The sequence below is a fragment of the Mycobacterium sp. genome (genome assembly GCF_035314665.1).
Lineage (GTDB): Bacteria > Actinomycetota > Actinomycetes > Mycobacteriales > Mycobacteriaceae > Mycobacterium.
Genome location: NZ_DATFZD010000393.1, coordinates 26,477 through 46,802 on the forward strand (window position 1 = coordinate 26,477; position 20,326 = coordinate 46,802).

Here is a 20,326-nt window from a genome sequence, read left to right on the forward strand (position 1 = left end):
AGGGTGCTTGGTGACAGCCGCCGCTAGCCAACTCGGATCGGTTGAGCACATCGTCCTGCTGGTGCTCGAGAACCGGTCGTTCGACCACATGCTCGGATTCCTGTACGCCGACTCGGGAAACGTCTCCCCTGTTACCAAGCAGCCGTTCGAAGGTCTGACGGGCAAAGAGGCCAATTCGGATGCGACGGGGACGTCGGTTCCGGTCACAGCGTTGGCGGCAACCACTCCGCATGTGTATTTCACCCCTGGCGCCGACCCCGGTGAAGGTTTCGTGGCCACCAATGATCAGCTTTTTGGCGAGGCCAGTCCGCCTGCCGGGAGTTCAGCGACCAACAGCGGATTTGTGACGGACTTCGCGGCAACGCTGAAAGGTATCGACGCGCACCGACCGATCATCCCGGGCACCACAGCGTCAGACGTCATGGCGATCTTCACCCCGCAGCTGCTGCCCGTCCTCTCGGGACTGGGCCGGGGGTTTGCGGTATGCGATCACTGGTTCTGCTCAGTGCCCACCGAAACGTTTCCCAACCGGGCTTTTCTGTGCGCGGCGACCAGCCAGGGACACATGGATGACTCCACATCCAAATACACGTCGCAAAGCATCTTCGGATTACTCAACGCGCACAACATCGCCTGGTCGATCTACGGCTATGCCAATCCCCCGCTGACCCGGCTGAATTTTCCCGACACCACCGATGCGCCCGAGTCGCACTTCGGTGTTTTTCGTGACTTTCAGGCGGCCGCGGCGGCGGGAAGCCTTGGCGCCTATACGTTTTTGGAGCCCAGTTGGGGATCGTCGGGCAACAGCCAACACCCCAATTATGATGTGGCCTTGGGCGAGCAGCTGATTCACGACGTGTACTACGCCCTGCGCAACGGGCCGGCGTGGAACCAGACCCTGTTGATCATCACCTACGACGAGCCCGGCGGCTGCTACGACCACGTGCCGCCGCCCAGCGGCGCCGTCGCACCAGATAGCTGTGCCGGCGAGTTCGGCTTTGACTTCACCCCGTTCGGTGTGCGGGTACCGACCGTGCTCGTCTCGCCGCTCATCGCTGCGGGCACGGTTTTCCGACCGTCGGGCGCTGTTCCGCTGGATCACACGTCGATCCTCAAGACCGTTGAGACCCGTTGGGGCCTACCGCCGTTGACCGCCCGCGACGCGGCGGCTCCCGATGTCGGCGACGTGCTGACCCTGACCCAGCCGCGCACCGACGACCCGCTGGCCGGCGTCACCGTCCCCACCTCGGCGGTCGCCAACCCCGTCGCGGGCACTCCGTCGCACATCCAGCAGACCTACGCCCAACTGGTGTCCGCGCTGCCGGTCGACGACGCCCAGGGGCACACCCACTCCGGCATGCCGCCATTGACAACCGAGCAGAACTACCACGACTACATCGGCTCGCGTACGGCGGCGTGGACAGCGGCGCGCGCCCGCACGCGGTCCTCACGGCGACCAGCCCGGCTGGCCACACGATCGGAGGATGTGATGACTGCTCCTACCTCGTCGACCAACGCCGGACCGCCGGCGCAGATCTACGTCATCCGCCATGGTGAAAAGGCCGCCGACCTGCCAACCCCGACGGCGACGCCAGGCCCGCCGTTTGGGGTTGACGTCGACGGCAACCAGGACATCCACTCGCTGCTGCCGCGTGGCTGGCAACGCTCCGGCGCGCTGGCCGTGCTCTTCGCGCCCGCGATCGGGCCGCTGCAGGCCGGCTTGCAGACACCCATGACGCTGTTTTCACCCGACTACGGCAAACCGCACAAGACGCAGGCACACCGTACCTACCAGACCATTCAGGGTCTCAGCGGACGATTGAATGTGCCGACCAACACACCTTACCCGGAAGGTCAGGAGCCGGCACTAGCCGCCGCCGTCGTTGCCGATTGCACCGGTGTCGTGCTCATCTGCTGGGAACACCATCACATACCCGCGATTGCTGCCGCTCTGCCCACCATTCCGGGCACCCAGATTCCGGCCGCCTGGCCGGGTGATCGGTTCGATCTGATCTGGTCGTTCAGTCTTCAGGACGGAGCTTCGTCCACGGCTTACGTGTTCTCCCAGATCCCGCAACAGGTCCTAGCGGGCGATTCCGCCACGCTCGCGCCACTACCCGCCTAACTGGCCGGAGATCCCACGTTCGATGCTGGCCTGAGTCGTCGGCGGCAAGACCAGGAGGCCATCGAGTTCTCTGCGGGCACGGTCATAGGCGTTCTGCCGTTCTTGCGGAGTCGCCGCAGCGTCGGACGCCATACGCAATAGACTCTGCGCCCGCGCGATCCGTTGCTGTCCGTCTTGGGAGAAGTCATTTCGGCGCCTACGTTTCGCCTCAGCCTCGGCGATATTGAACGCGGTCACATAGTCCTCCACGGCGGCCAGGTACCGCGACGCCGCGTCGCCGTCATCGAGGAGATCTACGGCCTTGGCCGGGCGCAAAAAGTCTGCTCGCAGCTTGGCCCTGTGAAAGTCGATCGTGAGCGGATCGCGCATGTCGGTCATCAACGGAAAGTCGAGAAGCCTAGCGAAGTCCAGTTCATACTCGAGCCAACGTGTGTCCGTTCGGTCATGCTCTCGCAGGACGCGGGTCAGCGATCGCCGCTGAGCGGCTTGATTGCCGCCGGCCAATGTCCGGTCGGGACTAGGTGAGGGCTCGCCTGGGCGCTTGTTGCCGGAAAACGCTCGCATTACAGCGATAATCGCGCCGGCCAGCGGCACGACCACGAGGAGAAACTCCACCAACCGGAACAGCAAACCCACACGACCAGGATGCCACCGCGGCCACGCACCTCGAGGAGATCATCGATTGAGATCCCACTGTCCGTAATCGGCCGCAAGGACCTCATCCACGTCCACGTTGATGCCGCCGAGAAGCGGACCCGGGCTCGACGGGGTATTGACCACTTCTTGGTACAGCACCGCCGCGGGCTCGCGCTGCCCGTGGGACCACGACCTGGTCTGCCATGCCCATCGGAACCCCGCGGTGGTCGAATGCCCGATCACGCCGTCCCTGATCGCCCATCCACACGCCTGAGAGTGCCCGTAGATGCCGGTGCGCTGCACGCCCAGCACAGAGTTGATTCCTCGAAACCAGTTGACAGCAAGGCTATTCCAAGTGTTCTGGTCGATGTCGTCATCGACACTGAAGAAGATCGGAGCGGAACTGGCACCCCCGGCCGCGGCGTGCAGCCCCAGCGCCGTGTGTGCGTCGGCCACGCCCCCGTCGTATCCCCGGGTGAAATCCGACGGATCGGGCCAACCGGGTTTGCCATATTGGAAATTGCTGACGATGTGAAGACCCGCAGCGCGCAGCGCATCGGCATACTCGCGGGTGATGGGCTTCGCCTCGAAGTGGGCGCCCGGCCGCTCCAAGGACACGTAGTTCACCACGCCCGCGTAGCCGGCCGATTTGATCTGATCAGGCGGAATCCGCCGCTCCGCGAAATCGATCAGCCTCATGTCGGCGGCCGCTGCCCGCTGCTCGCCGAGCGTTGTCGCCAGCGGCCCTATTCCCAGCAGCACCGGCGACAGCGCAAACTTGATGATGTCGCGCCGTGAAAGAGCTCGCCGCTCGTTTGACTCAGCCATCAACGCGCTCAATGGGTAAACAGGGCAGTCGCACTCCAGGCCCTGCTGCCGGGGTGACGTGGGTCGGGTTGGGGCAGCCAGGCGCCCGGACGCATGAACATCGGCAGGCGATGGAATCGGTTGGCGGCCATGAACAACGATTCGACTTCGAGTGTGCGCCAGCCCAGGTCTTCGAAGTAGGCCAACCCGTTCTCGGGCGCGAACTTGAACGGTGCGTTCTGCAACATGCCGGCCATCTTCTTGTTCATCATCCTTTTCAGGCCCGGACCTGCGAAGTCGACCATCCACCAGGCGACCTCGGGTCGCTTGATCGCCGCGGAAAGTGCAACGACGTCACGGTCTTCGAGGTACATCAGCAGGCCCTCGGTCAACACCAGCGCTTTGGTAGCGCCGTCGAGTGCCTCGTTGAAGAATGCATCGCGGGTGTCTGGATCGGACAGATCCACGGCTGATCGGGTCAACCGGCATCGCGGCATCTGGTCGGCGAGCAGCTGCGTCTTTTCCGCGAGCAGCGGCGGCAGATCCGCTTCGATCCACGGAAAGTCGGACGGCAGGTCCAAACGATACGGCCGGGTGTCCAAGCCGGCGGCCAGGTTCAACACCCGGTCACAGCCGTCGGCGACCGCTTCGGCTATCGCGTCGTCGATGATCTTGGTCCGCGCGATTAGCCACCAACCGTTACGGCTCGACACCGGAGTGTTGGCGACGATTGCGCGGCCTTGCTCACCCGCGAGACGTTCGGCCAGCGGGTCGCTGAACAGCGCGTCGGCACGGGCCGATTCGGTTGCCCGGTACCGCGCCGTCCACCGGGCCGTGTCGGAAACGTGGGTGACGAAGTGCCCGGCGTCTGCCATACGTTGCGTTATAGCATCGACCGCTGGTGCAAAGGGGTCGGGGTCGTGTAGAAGAGTCTGGTGGACGAATCGGCCGTCAGGTCTTTCAGTCCGTCAACGCTTCGCGAAGCGATGGCCCGCCGGTTGTATCGCCGGTCGGTGGCGATGGGACAAATCACGGTGCCGGCCGTTCCGAGCCTGCTCGACGAGTACGTCCGGATGTGCGACAACCTGTTTGCCAGCGTCGGCGTCCAGTACTCCCCCGAGGAATTCGCTCAGCTGACGACGGTGCTGAAAGCCCAGTTGGCGGAGGCCTACCGGACCTCATCACGGTCGAACATCGTCATCGCTTTCCACGTCCCGTTCGGCACGGCCCTGAATTACCGCGTCCATACCGAGTCGGCGACGCTCGCGAGCGCTTATGACGGCTGGGTCGGTACCCGCGAGGGGTCGCTGTTCGGCGTCGAACCGGACGCGCGGGTTTCGGCGCTGGCCGCCGAGGCGGCCGAACCCAGCACCTGTCGGGTGCTGGACATCGGGGCGGGCACCGGTCGTAATGCCCTGGCTCTGGCGCGACGCGGTCACCCCGTGGACGCGGTCGAGATGGCCCCGAAGCTCGCTCACATCATTCGTTCAGAGGCCCAACGCGAATCGCTGGTCATGCGGGTCATCGAGCGTGACGTCTTCGCAAGCGCGGATGATATCCGCAGCGACTATCAGCTGATAGTGGCCTCCGAACTGGTCCCCGACTTCCGGACGACGGAGCAGCTGCGAGCCATGTTCGAACTCGCGGCCCATTCCCTGGCCCCCGGTGGAAGGTTGCTGTTCAACACCTTTGTGCCGCGCGAGGGCTATACACCCGATGACGCCGCCCGAGAGCTCGGTCAGCAATGCAACACCATGATCTTCACCTGGGACGAGATAGCGAGTGCGATCGATCCGCAACCTCTGCAGCTTGTTGCCGACGACTCCGCTTACGACTACGAGAAAAGTCACCTGCCAGAGGGTGCTTGGCCGCCCACGGCCTGGTTCGCCGATTGGGCCAGCGGGCTCGACATATTCGACGTCGCGCGGGAGGAATCCCCCATTGAGTTGCACTGGCTCGTTTACCAGAAGGCGTAGTGTCCGTTAGCCATGGCTGATGAACTCCACTTCGTGGCTGCGAACGGACTGAACTTCGCCTATCTCGAGGACGGCTCCGGGCCTCTGGTGCTTATGCTGCACGGGTTCCCGGACACGGCGCACAGCTGGGACGATCTCCGGCCGCGAATCGCCGCGAAAGGGTACCGCGCGGTCAGCCCGTTTACGCGTGGCTACCACCCGACTGGGATTCCGGATCGCGACGCGGACCAAGAGACGTTGGCTCGCGATCCGCTCGCGTTGATCGACGCACTCGACGCCCGTGAGGCCGTCATCATCGGTCACGATTGGGGGGCTTCGGCCGCCTACGGCGCGGCGGCGCTCGGCCCCGATCGAGTGAAAAAGCTTTTCGTCATCGCCATTCCACACCCGGCGGCGTTGAAACCGTCGCCGAAGAAGCTCTGGGGTGTCCGCCACTTTGCGGTATACAAATTACCGGGAGCTCCGAACCGCTTCGCGCGCAACGACTTCGCGGCACTCCCCGCGATCTATCGGCGATGGTCGCCGGACTGGAATCCCGATCCAGCGGAGTTCGACGCCGTCCGCGCGAGCTTCGCCAACCCGGCGAGCTTGAACGCCGCGTTCGGTTACTACCGAAAGCTCTCGCCAATCCCCAGCGCATCACTGAGAGCGCGGATCACCGTGCCGACGGTGGTCTTTGCCGGGCTCGGCGATCCAGTCGTCGCGCCCTCGGACTACCGGGGCGCCGCCAAGATGTTCGAAAACGACTACATCGTTGAGGAGGTCCCCGGCGGGCATTTCATGCATCGGGAGCACCCCGACGTGTTCGCCGACCGGCTACTGGCTCACTTGTGATCTGACCCTCGCGTATGCGGGGGGCGGGTAGCCGGCTGCTATCGTGCTGTGCCTATGCCCGAGATGGATCGTCGCACCATGATGTTGATGACCGGGTTCGGCGTGTTGGCAGCCGCGGCCCCCTTCCCGCAGGCCAGGGCTTATCCGCGCCCACCGGACGCACCGGCGGGGTCCTACCTGTTCCACGACGAATTCGATGGCGCAGCGGGCTCGGCTCCAGACCCGTCGAAGTGGGCGGTGGCGCGCGCCCGGGAGCCGATGAAGGACCCGACGTTTTGGGAGAGACCCGAGAACGTCGGTCAGTATCGGGACGATCGCCAGAATGTGTTTCTCGACGGCAAGTCCAATCTTGTCCTTCGCGCCGCGAAAGACGGTCCCACCTACTACAGCGGCAAAGTTCAAAGCCCCTGGCACGGCGGCATCGGACATACCTGGGAAGCAAGGATAAAGCTCAACTGCCTCACCGCCGGCTGCTGGCCCGCGTGGTGGTTGGGTAACGAGGACAACGGTGAAATCGACGCGGTCGAGTGGTACGGCAACGGCAGCTGGCCCGCGGCCACCACGGTCCATACAAAAGCCAACGGCGCCGAGTGGGCAACACACAACCTCGCCCTGGATAGCGCATGGCATACGTGGCGGTGCCAATGGGATGAGGCAGGCATCCGCTTCTGGCAGGACTACAGCGACGGTGCTCAGCCGTATTTCAATGTTCCGGCGAACTCCATCGGCGACTGGCCGTTCAACAACCCCGGCTACCAGGTGTTTCCGGTCTTCAATCTTGCGGTCGCCGGTTCCGGCGGCGGCGATCCTGGGCCGGGGGCCTATCCCGCCGAGATGCTCGTCGACTATATCCGCGTCTGGTAAGGCGTGACGGCCTGGAAGTCCAGGCCGTCACGGCATCACCGGCTCAGAAGTTGTTGCAGGTGGTGGCGATTTGGCCGATGAGTCCGATGTACTGCGCGGCCGCCGGCATGCCCTCCGCCTGCTGAGCCATTTGCGCGCGCTGCGGCGGCGGCGAGGCGAGGAAGGAACGCAACCAGCCCTGTGCCATCGCCGACTGATTAAACTTCGCGGCGGCGGTCGGCGATTGCGCATTCAGTGCCCCTACCACCTGCGGATATGTGCAGGTGGTGTTGATTGCCGCGTCTATGCCGGGGTCCGCGGACGCGATCCCGGCGCCAGCAAGCAACGAAAAGGCTAGACCGCCACCTGCGACAGCCGATCTGATCAACGAGCGCGTGACCATATGTGGACACCTTCCAAGCTATGTACCGCCGGACTTCGGCGCAGAGGACATCAGTTTACCGGAAGGGACCGACACTCGGCTGGCACGAAGAGTCGGCGGCGTCGCACAGACCGAATAGCTCAGGCGTTGCACGGGATACTGTCTGGTCATGGACGACCTCACCAAGCCGTCTGTCTCCCGGCACCACCCGACAGTCATGCGCCCGGTCCGCAATCTGGCGGTGGACTTCTATCGCGTATCGGGTGTGGTGCTCATCGTGCTGGGCCACTGGCTCGCGGGATCGGTGACCTATCAAGACGGATATTTCGGTCGGCAGAACCCGCTCGTCGACCAGCCTTGGACGCAATGGCTGACGTGGCCTTTCCAGGCCGTTCCGACGTTTTTTCTGGTTGCCGGTTATGCCGGCGCGGTGTCCTGGACGCATCGGCGCGAGACCGAGGGTGCGTCGCGCCAGGCTTGGGTGCGGCGTCGACTCGCCCGGGTGCTCGGACCCACCACGGTCTATGTCGGGCTGGTGTCGGCCGTTGTTGTCGCCCTGGACCTGTGCCACGTTGCCGGTTCCACGCTGGAATATGCGGGATGGGCGGTGGCGATGCACCTATGGTTCCTCGCCGTCTATCTGATAGTGGTTTCGCTGACGCCGGTTGCGATTGCCGCGCAACGGCGTTGGGGACTTTTGGTACCGGCGGCGCTGGCACTGGGGGTCGCAGCGGTTGACGGCGTCTCCCTCGTCGGGCATGTGCCGTACCTTGGCTGGCTGAATTACCTGCTTTGTTGGGGAGCCCTTTACCAGCTTGGAATAGCTTGGCAGAGTGGGCTGTTGGCCGGACGCAAACCCGTGGTGCTCGCGGCCGGTTCGGCGGTGGTGTTGGCGCTGTTGATCGGGTTGGGGCTCTACCCGGTCAGCATGATTGGCGTGCCCGGACAACCGGTGCAGAATACTTCGCCGCCCACCGTGGCGATGCTGGCATTCGCGTGCACGCAGGCTGCGATCGTGGTCCTTCTTGCGCCCGCGCTCAACCGGGCGCTGCGCGCCGGTTTCGTCCAGCGGCTGCTCACAACAGCCAACAGCAACGTGATGGCTCTTTACCTGTGGCACATGATTCCTGTTGTGATCGTGGCGATCGTCGGCTACCCCGCCGGTCTGTTGCCCCAGCCGGTCGAAGGGACGGCCGAGTGGTGGCTGGCGCGGCTGGAATGGCTGGTCATCCTGAGTCTGGTGACGGCGGTCGAGATGGTCCTGTTGTACTGCGGCAGAAGCTTTTTCGCGGCGCCGCTGCCCATGCTCGCTACGCCGCTCAACGATCGCTGGGTCGAACCGGTCATGCTGGTCGGTGCCGCAATGGCGGCCTGCGGCCTGGAGTTCATCGCTGCTGACGGCTTCGCTCCTGATGGGCATTTCCCGTGGCTGACCGGGCTGATCTTCGCGGTCGGCGTCGTCCTGGTGGCGCTTCGGCCCGCAAAGGTCGGCACGCAAGCGCTCGCCAGCTGACCGCATTACCGACCACTGGTCTTGTATACCGACCGACGGTCGGTATACATTCGCGGGTGAAGTTGGAGGTAGCAATGACGACATCGGAGCGGGCGCAGTTCCGCACCCGCATGTTCGCCCGCGCGTTGGGTCCGTTCTTCACCATCGTGCCGACCACGGTCGCGATACGGGGTTCCTATATGCGAACGCTGTTCACCGAGTTCAAGGCTAACCCGATGTGGCCGTGGCTGTTCGGCGCCATTCTGTTGATGTTCGGCCTGGTGATCATCGCGTTTCACCAGTACTGGCGCAGTCCCGCGGCGATCATCGTGTCTGTGGTGGGGTGGTTCCTGGCGATACGCGGAGTGCTGTTGCTGACCGTTCCCGCGGCCTACGATGCTGCCGGCAATGCGCTGTACAGCTCAGGCGCGACCGCGGTGATCTGGGTGGTGTTCGTCTGCCTCGCCGCGTCCGGGCTGTACCTGACCTACGTCGGCTGGAAGCCGGAGCCGGGATCGCCCTAGTGCCGCGGGTAGTTAAACACCCCGACATCCGCAGGGCGGAGTTGCTCGACCGGGCGGCCGGGTTGTTCCTGCAGCACGGCTACGAGAATGTCAGCCTGAACGATCTGATCGCCGATGCCGGCGTTTCCAAAGGCGCCTTCTATCATTGGTTTCCATCGAAAGATGCGCTGGTGGCGGCCCTGGCCGAGCGCAGCGCTCGCGACGCTTTCGCCGGTGTCGCGAATGCTGCGACCGCGTGTGACGGTGACGCGCTGGACCGGCTCAACGCGGCGTTGCGGGCCGGGTTCGACATCAACATGAACACGACCGGACCGGAGCAGCTGGCCGCGATGGTGTCGTTGCTGCGCCCCGACAATGCGCATCTGTACGGACGAATCCTCGCCGTCGAGCAGGCCCTCTACCGGCCGTTACTGACCCGGCTGATATCGGAGGGAGTCGCAGACGGCATCTTCGACACCTTCGACCCCGAAGGCGTCGCGGACATGATCTATGGCCTCGCCGCCCGCACGAACTCGAACATCGTCGACGTGTTGGATGCTGCCGACGAGTCCGCCCGCGATCACGCAATCGACACTCTGACAACCAGATTCAGGTTGCACGGGCTGGCCGTCGACCGCATCCTCGGACTACCCGACGGCAGCATCGCCACGCTTACCAGAGCTGAAGTCGAAGCTATGGTCGCTGCACTGCCGCGACGCTATTAGGCCGATGCGCCGAGCGCGGCCAGCGCCGCGTCGTAATTCGGCTCTTCCGCGATCTCGGGCACCAGCTCCGAGTAGGTGACATTGCCGTCGGCGCCGATGACCACGACGGCCCGGGCGAGCAGCCCGGCGAACGGACCGTCGGCGATGGTGACGCCGTAGTCCTGCCCGAAGCTGTCGCGGAACGCCGACGCGGACTTCACGTTCTCGATGCCCTCGGCACCGCAGAACCGCGCTTGCGCGAACGGCAGGTCGTTGGACACGCACAGCACAGACACACCGCCCCCGGCGGCGCGCTCGTTGAAGGTGCGCACGCTGGTGGCGCACACGGGCGTGTCCACCGACGGAAAGATGTTCAGCAACACGGGCTTACCGCCGAACTGGTCGTTACTCACTGGTGCCAGATCGGACCCGGTCAGTGTGAAGGCCGGGGCCGGAGATCCGACGGCAGGCAGATCGCCGACGGTGTTGATCGGGTTTCCACGCATAGTTATCTGTGCCATGCGCACAGTCTGCCAAGCGCGGCGAGTCAGCCTCGGGTTGGGGCTGGTGTCAGCCGTCAGGGACTGCGCACGCCCTAGCTCAGGCTGCGAGCTCCAGGTTGTGACGACCGGATCGCCGAGCGAATACGCACTGGTCAGGTCGGCTGCAGACCCCTAGGACCGGCCTAAGATCAGCGACGCGGACCACATTCTGCCGCCTCCTCCGCGCGCCGCCAAACCATCTCCGATATCGTCGTGCTGTGCCGGAGATGAATCGACGCGACATGTTGTTGACGACGGGGTTGGGCATGCTTGCGGCTGCGGTAAGCGGTCCGGCAGCACACGCTGACCCCACCCATGCGGCCCCGCCAGCTGCGCCATCAGCGGGCCCCGCCGGGCCCTATATCTTCCAGGACGAGTTTGACGGACCGGCCGGCCAAGGCCCCGATCTGTCGAAGTGGACGGTCCAAACCTGGCAGGACGACGTGTGGCCGCCGGTCGCGGGGACATACCGCGCCCAAAACGTGTTCCTCGACGGCAACTCCAATTTGGTCCTGCTCGCCAACCAAGAAAACGGCGACTACTTCAGCGGCAAACTGCGCGGCAACTGGCGGGGCATGATCAACACCACCTGGGAGGCGCGGATAAAGCTGGACTGTTTGTCCACCGGCCTTTGGCCGTCCTTCTGGACCGTTAACGAGGACCCGGTGCCCGACGGCGAGATCGACATCTTCGAGTGGTACGGCAACGGCTCATGGCCCCCGGGAACCACGGTCCACGCGGCATCCAACGGGAAAACCTGGGAAGGGAGATCGATTCCCGGGATGGTTGACGGCGCGTGGCACACCTGGCAAATGCGTTGGGATACTGACGGTTTTAAATTCTCGCGGGACGGCGCACAGTACTTCAGCGTTCCGCCGAAGCCCATCCACGTCCACGGTGGTGCTCCTGACGACTTCCGGTGGCCGTTCAATAAGCCCGGATATTGGATGTCTCCGATGTTCACGCTTGCGGTCGGCGGTCCGGGCGGCGGCGATCCTGCCTTGGGTAACTTCCCGTCGCAAATGCTCATCGACTACATCCGGGTCTGGTAGCCAGCGCTACTTCGTCGCCCTGATCACCTGAACCAGGTTGAACTGCCAGCGCTCGACTAGCCGGAAGCCCAGGTCGTGCGGAACCGCGAAAGCCGGGGTTGTTCCGAAGCTTTCGCCGGGTGGGAGCATTGAAGCTTGTTCACGATCGGGCCGCGTCTTGTCGGCTTGGGTGATGATCCACACGACACGGCAATGGCTCAAGGGCTTGGCGACAACTTCTGGGATGAGATTGGTGTCGAAGACGTCGTTGCGGTCCGTCGCTCGTCGCCACAGCGTGAGGTCGACCAACTTCCGGTAGGCATCGGGACGCGCCGCCATCAGTGGGCGCATGGGGGCGGGCATAAACGTCACCGTGTCGTTGACGAGTAGGCAATCACCCGGCGCTGCCTTCGCCGTGATCAGATCGGCGACCTGGCTGTAGTCCATGCCGTACTTCGCATAAGGATTACGTTGCGCCAGAATATAATTCGGTGCCGCGGCGATGGCGAGAAGGCTGATGACAGCCGCCGCTGCCCACGGTGTAACGGCCAACGTGCCGATGCAGACGCCCAGCGCAAGCGCAATGCCCGGTGCCGTGAAGGTTAAGTAGCGCGGTGTGTAAATGGGGTGAATGAAGGCCGACCAGATGACGATCAGGGCGGTCGGTATCACAAGCCATGCGATCGCTAGGGTCAGCAACTGCCGATCTGCCTTCACTAGATGCGCGGATGTACAGCGCCACAAGACAATAGCCGCGGCTACTATCAGCGCCGACACAATCGCGAACGGGGGGCTTCTTTCGAAATATTGTTGAATTGCCACGTCCTCGATCGTGCGGCGCCCAATCGGCGCGATCCAGCTGATCTGATGCGTTTGGCCAATGGCCACGACCAAAAACGGCGTTACTGCACAACCCGCCAAAACCGACGTAAGCGCGAACCGTGTTAATACGGTCCGGCTGCGCCGAAAAACAAAGATGAAAGCGAGGTGAACCAAAGACAACAGCAGCAGATACACATCGAGCAGGACCGATATCGCTAGGACGATCCCATAGGACAGCCACGCCCAAGCGTTGTCACGACGTGCGGCATAAACGAGCAGTACCGTCAGCCACACGGCTGCCATCATCGAAAGGGCATACGGTCGAGCTTCGATGCCTGCCCACGTCGCCCGGGGCAAGATCGCACACACGAGTCCGGAGGCCACGGCGACAGTTCGGGACGACAACTGCTTGCCCAGCACAACGACTCCGGCCGCGGCGCCTCCAATAGCCAAACCGCTTGGTACGCGGGACCAGAATTCCGTGGGCGGGAAAATTGTGAACCAGCCGTGCATGAGCAGGTAGTACAGACCTTCGACGGCATCGACGTTGCCCAACATCTGCCACAACTGGGCCAAAGAACGACTGTAGGAGGCCGAAATGGTGGCGGCCTCGTCGTACCAGAAAGACGGACGGCCTGCGCCAGCCAAGCTCACGCTGGCGGCCAACACTGCAACGATCAGCGGGTCGAGCAAGGCTCGCGGCGGTGTTGCGATCAGGCGTCTGGAATACCCGCTGAGCACCTCGCCATGGTGCCAGAAGCGCTGCGTGCCCCACATCAAGGGCTTTGACATCGCGCTGGATGCCGATATCTGGGTGTGCACCCAGCTCCACCCGAGGCTGTTGCCGTGATAACCGACTCGTTCACCGGGCGGTGAGGAATCGGACGCGCAGCGAGCAAAGTCAGAATGGACCGCTCGAACGCGCGCCGTAGGATGCCGGCTAGGTCGGCAATAGCGTAATAGGTGGGTTATACATCCAAGGTCGTCGCGGTGCATGCTTGTTCCAAAGCAGTTGCGGGCCGAGAGGAGAAACCTATGGCCCCAGACCGTCTGAGGAGTCTCGTCGGTTTGTGCGCCGCGCCGCTCACGATCGCCCTGTCGCTTCCCCCAACTGCCTCCGCCGATACCCCGTCGTGGAACGGCGAGTACGCGATCACATTCATGGTTGGTCCAAAGTCCGGGACTAGCATGGCCGTCGGTGACCCCGAGGTGCAGCACACGGATACCTATGGGTTCCGCTCGAGCTGCACGAGCGGAAAGTGCATCGCCACGATCATTAGCGGCCCTCCGCCGAGCAACCCGACGGTTCCGCAACCGGTTCAATTCACCTGGGACGGGTCGTCCTGGACGCAAGTCACCGATTTCCAGTGGGACTGCATGATGCCCGACACCACGATCCAATGGAGTCCGGCCCGATCCAATGTGCGCTACACGCCCCAAGCCAACGGAACACTTGCCGGCGTCATGCACACCGACATCTTGAGCGGCCCGTGCCAGGGCTGGATCGAGATGGATATGACAGCCGAGCGCGCATGACGGTCAGGGGTGCGTTTAAACACGCGCCAGCTATCCGGCCGAAATGCTCATCGATTGGGTACGCGTCTTCTAACGAGACTGACGCACTTTGTACGTTGACGGCCACGAGTGTCGCGTGTCGTCGCCTACCAGCGGTGTGCCCATGCTTCCGACCTTGACGTCGTAGGCCTCCTGACCGGCACCGACTTCGCGGTTGGCGTGTTCCTGCGCGAGGTAGTAGAGCTCGTCGATGGTGGCTTCGCCGTAGGCAACGAAGGAGGTCTTCCGGACGATGTCGCCGGCTCCGGCCGTCATCAGGTCGGGCAGGATTTTCGTGGCCAGGGCCCCCAGGCCGAACAACGAGAACGGGATGACCCAGTAGCAGACGTACGACAGCGGTGTCTTGGCGTCGAGAATCGTCGCATCGCGCAGCACGATCGGTGGAATCGACGACGACACCGTCATACCTGCGAAGACGGCAACCCAGATCCATGCCAGCCGCGCGGTGGCTTGGCCGAACAGATCGCTGTCGACCACACCTGGGGGCTGACCGGCCGCGACGAACTCGTGCACGAAGGGCTTGCCGGTCAGCACGCCGATAAGGACCACCAGCAATATGCCCGCGTTGCTCAGCGGCTGAGCCCACCGCTCTGTCAACGACTGGCTCAATAACAAGGTCACGGCCGTCAACACCAAGAATGTTCCGACAGCGCCGATTTCGAGCGGCCTCGCAGGTATTCGCGCAGCGCGGCTGACCACCAATCCAATGGCGGCGATCGTCAACGCGACCAACACCGCGATCAGCGACGGCACGTTACCGACGAGAACCCAATAGACGATCCACGGTGCGAAGCCAAACAGAATGCCCACGATCGGTCAGTGTATGGGCGCCTGCGACCTCGTCCTACGACTGGTCAGCTTCCTGCTCGGTCTGTTGAGCCTGGAGCTCGTCTTGGGTGAACTGCTGCTCGGCCTGGTCATTCTGTTGTTCGGCCTGCTGTTGGGATTGGATCATCGACTGGATCGCGTTGTTCTCCGCCAAATTGGCCTCGTCCTGATCCTGCTGTTGCTGCAGGAGCTGCTCCTCCTGCTCGCTGTCGTCGTTGTCGACGGTGGTGTCGTCGGCGCCGACACCGGAGTCGTCGGTGCCGACGCTGGAATCGCCGCCGCCGGAGTCGTCGCCGGCCGAGTCGTCGACCTGCTGCAACAGTGGCGGCAGCCAGCTTGGCAACGCGGCGGCGACGTCCGGCGGCAGTTGAGGCAGCTGAATTGTCTGGTCCACCAGCTGCACTGGCCCCGACGCGACAGTCGTTTCGGCGGTGCCGGGCAAGGCGGTGCCAAAGAACGCGAGCAAAGCGATGGCGCCGGCGCCGCCGACCATCGCCGCCATTGCACGACGACGTCGACGCCGCACCTTGGCTGAGTTGATGTCAGGAGATTCTGTGGTGATGGTCATGAGCCAAAATTGCGCTCGGTCATTAGCTGCAGGCTTGGTGACGCTTATCGCTTCACTGTGAGATCGAAGCTGCCCGCCGGGGCTCCGCTAACCTGAACCGGTGCCGGACGAGGAGCCCCGCGCCGCGCGTCTGCTCGGCGAAGTCCGGCGCACTCCTGCTCAGAGCCGCATCCTGCAGGCCGCGTTGGATTTGTTCGCCGACCACGGTGTCAGCGGAACGTCGCTGCAGATGATCGCCGACGCCGTCGGAGTGACCAAGGCGGCGGTCTACCACAAGTTCAAGACCAAAGACGAAATCGTCATCGCGGTCGCCGAATTGCAACTCGCCAAGCTCGAGGACGCGCTGGAGGCGGCCGAAGCCCAATCGGACTCGGTCGGCGCCCGCAAGGTGCTGTTGACCGAAGTCGTCGGAATGGCCGTCGAGCGCCGCCGCTGGGTGATGAGCCTGCAGAACGACCCGGTGATGGTGCGGCTGTTGGGTGAGCACGAGCCGTTCCGCAACCTGATCACCCGCCTGTACGCGATTTTGCTCGACGAGGCGGACGACACCGAGGCGCGGGTATCGGCGGCGCTGTTCTCCGGCGCGATCGCCGGGACAGTGATCAATCCCCTCGTCGACGACATCGACGACGACACGCTGCGGTCCGTGCTGATCCACCTCACCGCACGCATGTTCAAGCTGCCCGACTGACGCCTCACCGCGGCGCGCGGAGAGCTCACGCCGTAACCCTTGCTTGCTTCGCGCCGGATCATCTATGGTCGGGGTAGCCGGTCGGCTACCCCATGGCTACGGAGGCGCTATGCAGATTCTTGCTGAGTCCGAGGACCTACCCAAGACCGCCAATATCAAGACCCAGCTGATCAGCCTGTGGACCGCGCCCGTCTTCGGCGTCGTCGTGCTGATCGCATTCGTCGCTTTCCCGGGGTTCTTTCCGCCAATGTCGCCGGAGATAACCGCTGAGCAGATCGCGAAGTTCTACAGCGACCACACGGCGATGATTCGGTTCAGCATGGTCACCTTCAACCTGTGCGGAATCATGTTGTTGCCCATCTTCATTGTCATCGTCGTCCAGGGACGGCATTGATGAACACTCGAGGTCAACGCATCCTATTGTGGACGGCGCCTCCGGCGGTGGCATTGTTTGTGCTTGCCTACCTTATGTTTCCGGTGTTCTCACCGCCGCTGTCGCCGACCTTGACGCCCGATCAGGTGGCCGCGTTCTTCCGTGGCAACGTCACTGGAATCCTGGGGGTGGCAATCCTCTGCAACCTGATTGCGTGCTCTTTGGTTCCGCTATTCGCGGTGACCGCCGTGCAGATCTCTCGGGCCGCAACATCGAGCACAGTCCTGACCTATGCGTATATCATTTGCGTCGGTGTGGGCACGACGGCATTCATTCTCGCCGACTATTGCTGGGGGATGGCCGCTTTCAGGCCAGACCGCGATCCGCAGCTGATCAGTCTGCTCAATGACATGGCGTGGTTCTTCTTCATCGCGCCGGTCGGCACGATCATGGTCCAGAACCTGTGCTTCGCATTGAGCGTCTATCTCGACGAGCGTCCCGAGCCGATCTTTCCGCGCTGGGTGGCGCACTTCAACGTCGCGACCGTTGCGCTGCTGGCCCCCGGCGCGTTCTCGATTCTGTACAAATCGGGTCCACTGGCCTGGAACGGTCCCCTGTCATTCACGTTGCGGCTGACGACCTTTGCCGTCTACATCGCGGTGATGTTCTGGGCTCTGCTGCGCGCTGTGAAACACCAGGGCGACGATCGGGTGGTTCTCGCGTGAGCGGCAGCGTGGCTGAGGCCCCCAAAGCCCCGACAGCCCCCGCCGAACAGACACCGTCGCGGCCTAAGAATCGCAAACTCGATCAGTGGATTGCGTTTTGGACGGTGCCATTTTTCTTCAACGTGTTCGGGCTGGTGTTTGTGCCGTTGAGTTGGATGATGCCGCCGCGGTCACCGAGCAGCTCCACGCCGCACATCGTCGATTTCATGCATTCTCACAATCTGTTGATCGCGTGCGTGATCCTGACGCTTGCCTATGGGCTCGCGCCGGTGTCGAACGCCTGCTACCTGATGCAGGTCAAGCGGATGTCGGTCAGCCCCGCGTTCCGTTATTCGATGATGATCGGCGCAATTACCGGCGCGGTGGTGGGCATGCTCTTCCCGATGTTCTGCTTCGGTCTCGGCGCATTTCGCCCCGGGTACAGCCCGTCTGTCTTGACGATGCTTTACGACTTCGGCTACCTGGCGTTCATCGGCTCGCTGGGATGCTTTTGCGTCATGTGGATGGCCTTCGGTCTGGCCATCATCCTCGACGAGAACAAGATTCTGCCAAAGTGGTTGGGCTACTACACCATTTGGCAGTACGTAACCGAGCTGATGGCTGCACCGGTCTGGATCGCCAAGTCGGGACCCTTCGCCTGGAACGGCCTGATGACCTTCTGGTTCGCGATGACGCTCTATGTCTCGTGGCAGTTCATCGTGTACCTGTGCATCTATAAGGCGATCAAGAGCCAACCGGAGGCCGAACTCGACAACGCCGCGCCTGAGCCACATCCTGTCGCCCTCGAGACCACGTCGAGAACGAGCGCATGACCGACGTTGCTGAAGGTTCTGCCACCGGCGTCGACCAGTCTCAAAAAGCTGCTAGCGCACGCGGCCATGTTCCAGGCGAATCGAGCATGTGGTTTTTCGTCATCGGTGACTTCCTCATCTTCGGCGTCTATTTCGTTGGCTACATGTACTTTCGGGGCCAGAATCACGAGCTCTTCTTGTCCAGCCAGGCTCGGCTTAACCTGGACATCGGCGCCATCAATACCGTCGTGCTGCTGACAAGTTCACTCTTTGTGGCACTCGGCACTGGGGCGGCTCGCGCGGGAAACACAGCCGATGCCCTCCGGCGGTTTTGGACCGCGCTAGCTTTCGGTGCAGCCTTCCCGGTGCTAAAGATGTTCGAGTGGATCCCCGAAATCAGCGCCGGTCTGACGCCGGGAACCAATCTGTTCTTCATGTACTACTACGTGATGACCGGAATCCACCTGTGCCACGTTTTGCTCGGCCTGGTCATCATGTGCTTCGTGATCCGCAACCTGAAAGCACCGGGGACACCCAAGATCTCGTTCGTCGAGACGGGCGCCACCTACTGGCACATGGTCGATGTCTTGTGGCTGGTCCTGTTCGCTTTGCTCTACTTGATGAGGTAGGGGATGACGTCACTGATCCGCAATCCACTGACGATCGTGTGGGCACTGCTCACCACGGTCACCATCGCGTCATCGTGGATCGCCCTCGAGGGCGGAGCCTCCCACCAGATCAATACCACGGTCACGACGGTTGTCCTGCTGATCGCGGCAGTCAAAGCGCACTTGGTGATCCGGCATTTCATGGAAGTTCGCCACGCGCCCGTCTGGCTCAAGGCCACTACCAGCGGATGGGTCCTCGCGCTGTTCGCGCTACTGCTGGGCCTCTACTTCGCCAGTCTATAGCAGTGGCTTTCGTCAAGAGTCGCTTGATCATTCGCTACTTTATGGAGGTGCGCACCGCTCCCGGCGGCTCAAACTGTCCGGGTGAATGCTTGTCAGGCGGACAACTTTTGCGCCAACTCCCATGCAGCCTCGGCCATAACGCGATAGCGCTCGCGATATTCAGTCGTGCTCGCGCGCGCATCGGCGGCGTTGCCTTCCACGCCGCGACGCCACACCCCGGCGGTGATGGAGGCCAGGCGGAACATCGAAAACACCACGAAGACGTCAAGCGATTCCGGGGGGTTGCGGCCGGCATGCGCGCAATAGCTCCTCACGAATGCCTGTTGGTCAGGAAGCCCAGTGCCACTGGGGTTCTCGCCGACTACCCCGGTCATGCCACCGGGCCCGCCCAGCACGTGGTAGGTGACGCAGAAATAGCCGAGGTCGGCCAGCGGGTTGCCGATCGTCGCCAGCTCCCAGTCCAGCACCGCGACTACCCGCGGCTCGGTCGGGTGCAGCAATACGTTGCCCAGGCGGTAGTCGCCGTGGGCGATGCAGGCTGGTTCATCATCAGGCGGGAGGTGGTCGGGCAGCCATTCCGCCAAGAGGTCCATCGCAGGCATGTCCTCCATGCGCGCCGCCTGCCATTGGCGAGTCCATAATGCCACTTGACGTTGCATATAGCCCTCGGGCCGGCCGAACCCCTCAAGCCCTACCGCGCGCCAATCCACCCGATGCAATGCCGCAAGCACCCGAGCCAGATCCTCATAGACGGCGGCACGGTGCGCCGCCGCGCCCTCACGCATCACCCGGTCCGGAAAAACCCGTCCCTCAACGTGATCCATGACGAAAAAAGGTGTGCCGAGGATTGTTTCGTCCTGGCAGAGCAGCCGCATCCTCGGTACCGGCACGTCGGTCTGGGCCAACGCCGCCATGACGCGGTATTCGCGTTCTACTTCATGGGCGCGAGGCAGCAGCTTGCCGGGCGGCTTTTTGCGCAGAACGTACTCGCCTCCGGCAGTACGGAGGTGATAGGTGGGGTTGCTCTGCCCGCCCTGAAATTGACGAATTTCGAGCTGGCCGTCGAAGCCCGCGAGCCGTCCGCGCAGATACCGGGCCAGCGCGGCTTCGTCGAATCGATGTGCGGGAAGGACCGGAACCAGCTCTGCCATTCCCTCCATCTGTTGC

Annotated in this window: 23 protein-coding genes and 1 pseudogene; 15 read left to right on the forward strand and 9 right to left on the reverse strand. The window is 63.2% G+C overall.

Annotated elements, in window-relative coordinates; genetic code table 11:
• The first annotated feature begins 10 nt into the window (after positions 1-10).
• Complete coding sequence (locus VKI00_RS28040) at positions 11-2,125, forward strand: alkaline phosphatase family protein (RefSeq protein WP_324444026.1); 2,115 nt, start codon at positions 11-13, stop codon at positions 2,123-2,125.
• Here VKI00_RS28040 and VKI00_RS28045 read toward each other — a convergent pair.
• The 3 genes from VKI00_RS28045 to VKI00_RS28055 are packed head-to-tail and all read right to left on the reverse strand — an operon-like array spanning position 2,114 to position 4,443.
• On the reverse strand, positions 2,114-2,761 hold the full coding sequence (locus VKI00_RS28045) for a hypothetical protein (protein WP_324444027.1): 648 nt from the start codon (positions 2,759-2,761) through the stop codon (positions 2,114-2,116). The two genes, VKI00_RS28040 and VKI00_RS28045, sit on opposite strands and share 12 nt — an antisense overlap.
• 39 nt (positions 2,762-2,800) lie before the next feature.
• Positions 2,801-3,589 carry a DUF1906 domain-containing protein gene (locus VKI00_RS28050; RefSeq protein ID WP_324444028.1) on the reverse strand — a complete coding sequence of 263 codons (789 nt, stop codon included), beginning with the start codon at positions 3,587-3,589 and terminating at the stop codon, positions 2,801-2,803.
• Between the two features lie 8 nt (positions 3,590-3,597).
• Positions 3,598-4,443, reverse strand: coding sequence for an SAM-dependent methyltransferase (locus tag VKI00_RS28055; protein WP_324444029.1), 846 nt, complete (start codon positions 4,441-4,443; stop codon positions 3,598-3,600).
• 60 nt (positions 4,444-4,503) lie between these two features.
• On the opposite strand from VKI00_RS28055, the gene VKI00_RS28060 reads away from it, so the two are divergent.
• The 3 genes from VKI00_RS28060 to VKI00_RS28070 are packed head-to-tail and all read left to right on the forward strand — an operon-like array spanning position 4,504 to position 7,242.
• Positions 4,504-5,544, forward strand: a complete 1,041-nt coding sequence (locus tag VKI00_RS28060; protein ID WP_414687318.1) for a class I SAM-dependent methyltransferase — start codon at positions 4,504-4,506, stop codon at positions 5,542-5,544.
• A gap of 12 nt (positions 5,545-5,556) precedes the next feature.
• The gene (locus VKI00_RS28065) at positions 5,557-6,378 is read left to right on the forward strand and encodes an alpha/beta hydrolase (protein WP_324444030.1); all 822 of its coding nucleotides are present in this window, start codon (positions 5,557-5,559) and stop codon (positions 6,376-6,378) included.
• A gap of 54 nt (positions 6,379-6,432) precedes the next feature.
• Complete coding sequence (locus tag VKI00_RS28070; protein ID WP_324444031.1) at positions 6,433-7,242, forward strand: glycoside hydrolase family 16 protein; 810 nt, start codon at positions 6,433-6,435, stop codon at positions 7,240-7,242.
• 43 nt (positions 7,243-7,285) lie between these two features.
• Here the strand turns inward: VKI00_RS28070 and VKI00_RS28075 are convergent, their stop codons facing one another.
• A complete protein-coding gene (locus VKI00_RS28075) occupies positions 7,286-7,624 on the reverse strand; it encodes a hemophore-related protein (RefSeq protein WP_324444032.1) in 339 nt (112 codons plus the stop codon).
• A gap of 148 nt (positions 7,625-7,772) precedes the next feature.
• Between VKI00_RS28075 and VKI00_RS28080 the strand changes: the two genes are divergently transcribed.
• From VKI00_RS28080 to VKI00_RS28090, 3 genes are all read left to right on the forward strand, one after another.
• Positions 7,773-9,116 (forward strand): acyltransferase, encoded by a 1,344-nt coding sequence (locus VKI00_RS28080; RefSeq protein WP_324444033.1) that lies wholly within the window; start codon positions 7,773-7,775, stop codon positions 9,114-9,116.
• Positions 9,117-9,190: 74 nt separating this feature from the next.
• The gene (locus VKI00_RS28085) at positions 9,191-9,619 is read left to right on the forward strand and encodes a hypothetical protein (protein ID WP_324444034.1); all 429 of its coding nucleotides are present in this window, start codon (positions 9,191-9,193) and stop codon (positions 9,617-9,619) included.
• Complete coding sequence (locus tag VKI00_RS28090) at positions 9,619-10,323, forward strand: TetR/AcrR family transcriptional regulator (RefSeq protein ID WP_324444035.1); 705 nt, start codon at positions 9,619-9,621, stop codon at positions 10,321-10,323. Before VKI00_RS28085 ends, VKI00_RS28090 begins: the two co-directional genes overlap by 1 nt.
• Here VKI00_RS28090 and tpx read toward each other — a convergent pair.
• Complete coding sequence (tpx, locus tag VKI00_RS28095) at positions 10,320-10,823, reverse strand: thiol peroxidase (protein WP_324444036.1); 504 nt, start codon at positions 10,821-10,823, stop codon at positions 10,320-10,322. The two genes, VKI00_RS28090 and tpx, sit on opposite strands and share 4 nt — an antisense overlap.
• Before the next feature lie 248 nt (positions 10,824-11,071).
• Here tpx and VKI00_RS28100 point away from each other — a divergent pair, with 248 nt between their 5' ends.
• Positions 11,072-11,896, forward strand: a complete 825-nt coding sequence (locus VKI00_RS28100; protein ID WP_324444076.1) for a glycoside hydrolase family 16 protein — start codon at positions 11,072-11,074, stop codon at positions 11,894-11,896.
• Between the two features lie 6 nt (positions 11,897-11,902).
• Here VKI00_RS28100 and VKI00_RS28105 read toward each other — a convergent pair whose 3' ends face one another.
• Positions 11,903-13,390, reverse strand: a complete 1,488-nt coding sequence (locus VKI00_RS28105) for a glycosyltransferase family 39 protein (RefSeq protein ID WP_414687320.1) — start codon at positions 13,388-13,390, stop codon at positions 11,903-11,905.
• A gap of 342 nt (positions 13,391-13,732) precedes the next feature.
• Here VKI00_RS28105 and VKI00_RS28110 point away from each other — a divergent pair, with 342 nt between their 5' ends.
• Positions 13,733-14,233: a hypothetical protein gene (locus VKI00_RS28110; RefSeq protein ID WP_324444037.1), complete on the forward strand. Its 501-nt coding sequence runs from the start codon at positions 13,733-13,735 to the stop codon at positions 14,231-14,233.
• Positions 14,234-14,302: 69 nt separating this feature from the next.
• Here the strand turns inward: VKI00_RS28110 and VKI00_RS28115 are convergent, their stop codons facing one another.
• Both VKI00_RS28115 and VKI00_RS28120 read right to left on the reverse strand, forming a co-directional pair.
• Positions 14,303-15,082 carry a hypothetical protein gene (locus VKI00_RS28115; protein WP_324444038.1) on the reverse strand — a complete coding sequence of 260 codons (780 nt, stop codon included), beginning with the start codon at positions 15,080-15,082 and terminating at the stop codon, positions 14,303-14,305.
• 34 nt (positions 15,083-15,116) lie between these two features.
• Positions 15,117-15,668 carry a hypothetical protein gene (locus VKI00_RS28120; protein WP_324444040.1) on the reverse strand — a complete coding sequence of 184 codons (552 nt, stop codon included), beginning with the start codon at positions 15,666-15,668 and terminating at the stop codon, positions 15,117-15,119.
• 100 nt (positions 15,669-15,768) lie between these two features.
• Between VKI00_RS28120 and VKI00_RS28125 the strand changes: the two genes are divergently transcribed.
• The 6 genes and pseudogenes from VKI00_RS28125 to VKI00_RS28150 all read left to right on the forward strand — a co-directional run bounded on the left by VKI00_RS28125 (position 15,769) and on the right by VKI00_RS28150 (position 19,159).
• On the forward strand, positions 15,769-16,359 hold the full coding sequence (locus tag VKI00_RS28125) for a helix-turn-helix domain-containing protein (RefSeq protein ID WP_324444042.1): 591 nt from the start codon (positions 15,769-15,771) through the stop codon (positions 16,357-16,359).
• 109 nt (positions 16,360-16,468) lie between these two features.
• Positions 16,469-16,741, forward strand: a pseudogene (locus tag VKI00_RS28130) (hypothetical protein); the annotation flags it as partial.
• A gap of 11 nt (positions 16,742-16,752) precedes the next feature.
• Positions 16,753-17,457, forward strand: coding sequence for a hypothetical protein (locus VKI00_RS28135; protein ID WP_324444046.1), 705 nt, complete (start codon positions 16,753-16,755; stop codon positions 17,455-17,457).
• The gene (locus tag VKI00_RS28140) at positions 17,454-18,269 is read left to right on the forward strand and encodes a hypothetical protein (protein ID WP_414687319.1); all 816 of its coding nucleotides are present in this window, start codon (positions 17,454-17,456) and stop codon (positions 18,267-18,269) included. The genes VKI00_RS28135 and VKI00_RS28140 overlap by 4 nt, the downstream gene beginning before the upstream one ends.
• Positions 18,266-18,877: a cytochrome c oxidase subunit 3 family protein gene (locus VKI00_RS28145; RefSeq protein ID WP_324444048.1), complete on the forward strand. Its 612-nt coding sequence runs from the start codon at positions 18,266-18,268 to the stop codon at positions 18,875-18,877. Before VKI00_RS28140 ends, VKI00_RS28145 begins: the two co-directional genes overlap by 4 nt.
• 3 nt (positions 18,878-18,880) lie before the next feature.
• Positions 18,881-19,159: a cytochrome C oxidase subunit IV family protein gene (locus VKI00_RS28150; protein ID WP_324444050.1), complete on the forward strand. Its 279-nt coding sequence runs from the start codon at positions 18,881-18,883 to the stop codon at positions 19,157-19,159.
• Positions 19,160-19,251: 92 nt separating this feature from the next.
• Here VKI00_RS28150 and VKI00_RS28155 read toward each other — a convergent pair whose 3' ends face one another.
• Entirely contained in the window at positions 19,252-20,310 is a 1,059-nt protein-coding gene (locus tag VKI00_RS28155; protein WP_324444051.1) for a phosphotransferase family protein, read from the reverse strand.
• Positions 20,311-20,326 lie beyond the last annotated feature (16 nt).